This is a genomic window from Mesorhizobium sp. M7A.F.Ca.CA.004.12.1.1, assembly GCF_003997835.1.
Taxonomy (GTDB): Bacteria; Pseudomonadota; Alphaproteobacteria; order Rhizobiales; family Rhizobiaceae; genus Mesorhizobium.
Genome location: NZ_RZRK01000572.1, coordinates 1 through 3,997 on the forward strand (window position 1 = coordinate 1; position 3,997 = coordinate 3,997).

Genomic DNA, 3,997 nt, shown 5'->3' on the forward strand with positions numbered 1-3,997 from the left:
CGGCATCACCCCCATTCCTTCACGTGCTCGACTTCAGAAGCTCCCGGGACATCTCGCCGAGCCCGGCGGCGGCGTGGATAACCGCGGTGCAGCGCCACCGCAATTACAAAGGTTAATTCGGCTACGCGCATCGAGGATCAGATGGTTTGGGACCGAGTGTTCGCAAATCACAGCTATAAATCAAATCTTCAGGGTAAGTTGACATGATTGCCCACCGCCGACCGCCTATGGCTTGGATAGATGTTCAGGAGAAAGCAGCGTAAGGCCTATCGACTTGTCAGATCTGATGCCCCCCGATGTGCAGGATGATCCTGCCCTAGCCGCTGAGGTCGACCGGCTTCTGGCGCGCCGTACGCGCGAAATCAGCCTGCGTGGCGAGATCGAACGCCTATTTCGAGTACGTGTCTGGTCGCAAACGGCCAAAATCATCCGCGCGTGGATGATCTGGGTGGCATTTTTGGATGTGCTGACGTTGGCACTGAACGCGGCGTTGCTTCCATGGGTCGTAGCGCAGTCCATGCTCCTGCCCGGCGCCATCATCCCGCCCGTGGCGTTGGCCGTCGTCCTTGTTTGGCGTAAACCGCAGGCGCCTTGGCTCCAAGGAACCTCGCTGATCGCAGGCATGTTCCTTATCTTGTTGTCAGTCGCATTGGTCGGAGCAAGCGCTGGTGGCGAGTTCTACGAACGGCAATTGAACGTCATGTTGTTCGTGGCCATTACAGCCATCATAATCTTCGGGATCCCCCTGGCCTGGACGATGACTATCGCTGCGCTGGCGCTCGGACTTTATCTCATGCTTCAACTGCAGAACCCGGCCATCGCGCATGGGAGTGCAGTGGCTGGGACGCTGTTCTTCGCCAGCGGTATCTTTGCAACGGTGGCCGCGCGGCGCATCATGACAATTCTCGCTCAAAAGACTTTCCTGTTTGAGCTTCGCGACCGACGCAGGGTCGCCGAACTGGCGAAAGCCAATGATCGACTGGTACTCCTGGCGAGGACCGATCCACTCACCGGCATCTCCAACCGTCGCTGGATGACGGAAACACTCGAGCACCTATGGGGAAGTGATAAACGTTGCCTTGCCGGTGCCGCGATGCTGATGTGCGACATTGATAACTTCAAGAAGCTAAACGACCACCTCGGCCATGCGGAGGGAGATCGGTGTTTGGTAAAGGTCGCAACTATCTTGAAGGAAAACGTCAGGCGTGATCGCGATCACGTTGCCCGTTATGGCGGCGAAGAATTCCTCGTGCTCCTGCCCGGGGTGAACGAGGAAGAGGCCGCCGCTGTGGCTGAACGAATGCGTAAGAGCGTCGAGGCTGCCGCTTTGCCCAACCCTGGATCCCGCGTGTCGCGCTGGGTCACTCTGAGCATTGGAGTTGCCGTTCAGACCGCTGAGGCGATCTCGCCGGAGCAGTTACAGCAACGGGCGGATGCCGCACTTTACCTGGCCAAGCAGACCGGCCGCAACAGGGTGCTGCTTCACAGACCGGAGTTATCCGCGCGCAAACATATTCGGCCGGGCAGCCTTGGGGCATAGGCGTGGCCCGAGATCTGCTCTTCTGAATCGCGGGGTTCCCGTGCGTCGATGATAACAGGTTAGTTCAGGGACTTTGGTCCACCGAGACGACCCAAGGGTTCCCCTGTATCTCCACATCGCGCCCGGCAGACCACGATTTTCGAGAATAATCCCCTGAAACGAGTTTCCGGGTTGTTGCGAACACCCATAGCCGATTCCCGCTGCGTGGATGGTCCAGTAGGAGTTCCACCAAGTGGCCTCAGTGATGGGCGATCATCTGGATGATTTGCCGAGTCTTCGCAAATGCCGAGCGCATGGGCTCCGTCGATTTCTGCGCCCTGCGCCCTATGTTGCGCGCGTTTGGCCAGGTGAATGGCGCCATTACGCAGCCTCTGATCTTGCGCAAGGGAATCTTGCAACAGCCCTCATTAGATCGGTTGCAAGTGCTCCATGAAATCTCCATCTAGTTGGGTTGTAGTCAGAACGCGGTCAAACGATGACACGGCAAGAAGTTCTCTCCGTCATTGGATTAGCCGACGATATTACAGTTGCGGAGATCATCGCAACGGGTGCGTCGATCGAGGAATTGAGCGAGGCGTGGGCGTGGGCTTTTGCTGACGACGCGTTAATGGGACAGGGGCGCCCACTTCCGGGAACACGAGGGGCCGCGCTTATTGACTTGCTTAAGCCCGACGAGGACGACCCGGCTGAACCGGGCACCCGTCTGGAATAGATCAGCAATGGAATGTGCAATTCGGCCCTGTCATCCACGGCAGCGTTGCAGGCACTTTCTCAATGAAGCCGACCTTTGGGCCCGGTTCAGTTCAGTCAAAGGGCTTGCGCGTGGCCTTCAGACTTCCCACCATCGTACGAGTAGCATCACAAGGCCGCGCACGCGCTCAGGAGCGGATCGCACCTTGTTCTTGTCCAGGATGTGCTCACCGATGCGCCGAACCTAAGGTCGACTTTGGTCTCGCCGACCGATGCGTCGCAGGTCGCGTGTGCAAAGCTGCAGAACAGCTCCGGCAGCCGCATGTTGAAACGGACCGCCACCTAAAACACACCGCTCATCAGCTTCACAACTCTGGTGCGCCCGGTAGGGGGCCAGGCCAGCAGCACAGATCGCGACGCCCTCTGGCCTGTCAGTCAGGAGTTTGCCACAGCAACGAAAAGCGATTGTCCCTGCCGGTCGATACGGAACAGCATTGGTCTTTTCTGCTGACGGGATTTCGCCCATTCCTCACGGACGTCGGACGGCTGGGTCATGTTTCGGTTGTTGGCCGACACGATAACGTCGCCTGGCCGGATGCCGCTTTCGGCTGCAAGACTGTTGGGAGCGACATCCTGGACGAACACGCCCGTCCTGTCGGCCTGCAGGCCGAGTTGCTGGCGCGCATCGTCCGGAATGGGGCTCAGTGATAGACCAAGGCGCTGGTCTTCTGTCCCCAGGCTTGGAATGGTACCGGTCGGTTCCTCCTGATCCCTGCGCTGATCGACAGTCAGTGACAATTCCTGGTGTGTGCCGCCCCGGTTCATTGTTACGGTCACTTTCGATCCCGGCTTTTGGCTTGCTGCCGCCAGCGTCAGGTCATGGACGCCTTGGATGTCCTTGCCGTTGAACCGGGTGATCACGTCGCCGGCCTGGATTCCCGCTTTCTGCGCCGGGCTGCCAGCCTCGACAGAGGCAACCAGCGCTCCCTTGGCGCCCGGCATTCCGAGCGCCTCGGCGATGGAGGGCGTGATCTCCTGAAGACGCACGCCGATGAAGCCGCGCTCGATGCGGCCAGTGCTGATCAGCTGGTCGACGATAGTCCGAGCGGTACGCGAGGGCACCGCGAACCCAATGCCTATGCTGCCGCCTGACGGCGACACGATTGCCGTGTTGACGCCGATGACTTCGCCGCGCGCGTTGAACAAAGGACCTCCCGAGTTACCTCTGTTGATCGAGGCGTCAGTCTGCAGGAAATCGTCGTAAGGACCGGCCTGGATATCGCGAGAGCGGGCAGAAAGGACGCCGACAGTGACCGTGCCCCCGAGGCCGAAGGGACTGCCGATGGCGATGGTCCAGGCCCCTGGTTGCATCGCGTCCGAATCCCCCCAGGCCGTCGCCGTCATGTTGGGCCGAGGATCGACTTTCAATACCGCGATGTCAGTTGCCGGATCGCGGCCCACCACCCTGGCGGGCGCCGTCTCCTTGTCGGAGAACACGACATGAATCTCAGTTGCGTCGGCGACGACATGGTTATTGGTGACGATGTAGCCTTCGGGACTGATCACAAAGCCGGAGCCGAGTGCTTCCCGCACCTGGGGCTGGATACGCCCTGCCCCGTCGAAGGGATTGAGAAAGCCGTTGAGCGTCGTTTGATCCTGGATGATCTGCTTGGTCGTGATGGCGACAACGGCTGGCAGCTTCTGACGCACAATTGCGCTGAAGTCGTTCGGAATTTCCTGTGCGGTGGCCGGAGCAAGGCCGCCAGT

General features: G+C 59.7%; 3 protein-coding genes. 2 read left to right on the plus strand and 1 reads right to left on the minus strand.

Annotation, left to right across the window (positions count from 1 at the left end):
- The first annotated feature begins 286 nt into the window (after window positions 1–286).
- Both EN984_RS25260 and EN984_RS38275 read left to right on the plus strand, forming a co-directional pair.
- The gene (locus EN984_RS25260; RefSeq protein ID WP_127266537.1) at window positions 287–1,540 is read left to right on the plus strand and encodes a diguanylate cyclase; all 1,254 of its coding nucleotides are present in this window, start codon (window positions 287–289) and stop codon (window positions 1,538–1,540) included.
- A 475-nt stretch (window positions 1,541–2,015) separates the two neighbouring features.
- A complete protein-coding gene (locus EN984_RS38275; RefSeq protein WP_127266523.1) occupies window positions 2,016–2,252 on the plus strand; it encodes a hypothetical protein in 237 nt (78 codons plus the stop codon).
- 413 nt (window positions 2,253–2,665) lie between these two features.
- Here EN984_RS38275 and EN984_RS25270 read toward each other — a convergent pair.
- A partial coding sequence (locus tag EN984_RS25270) for a Do family serine endopeptidase (RefSeq protein WP_127384026.1) occupies window positions 2,666–3,997 on the minus strand: 1,332 nt, incomplete at its 5' end.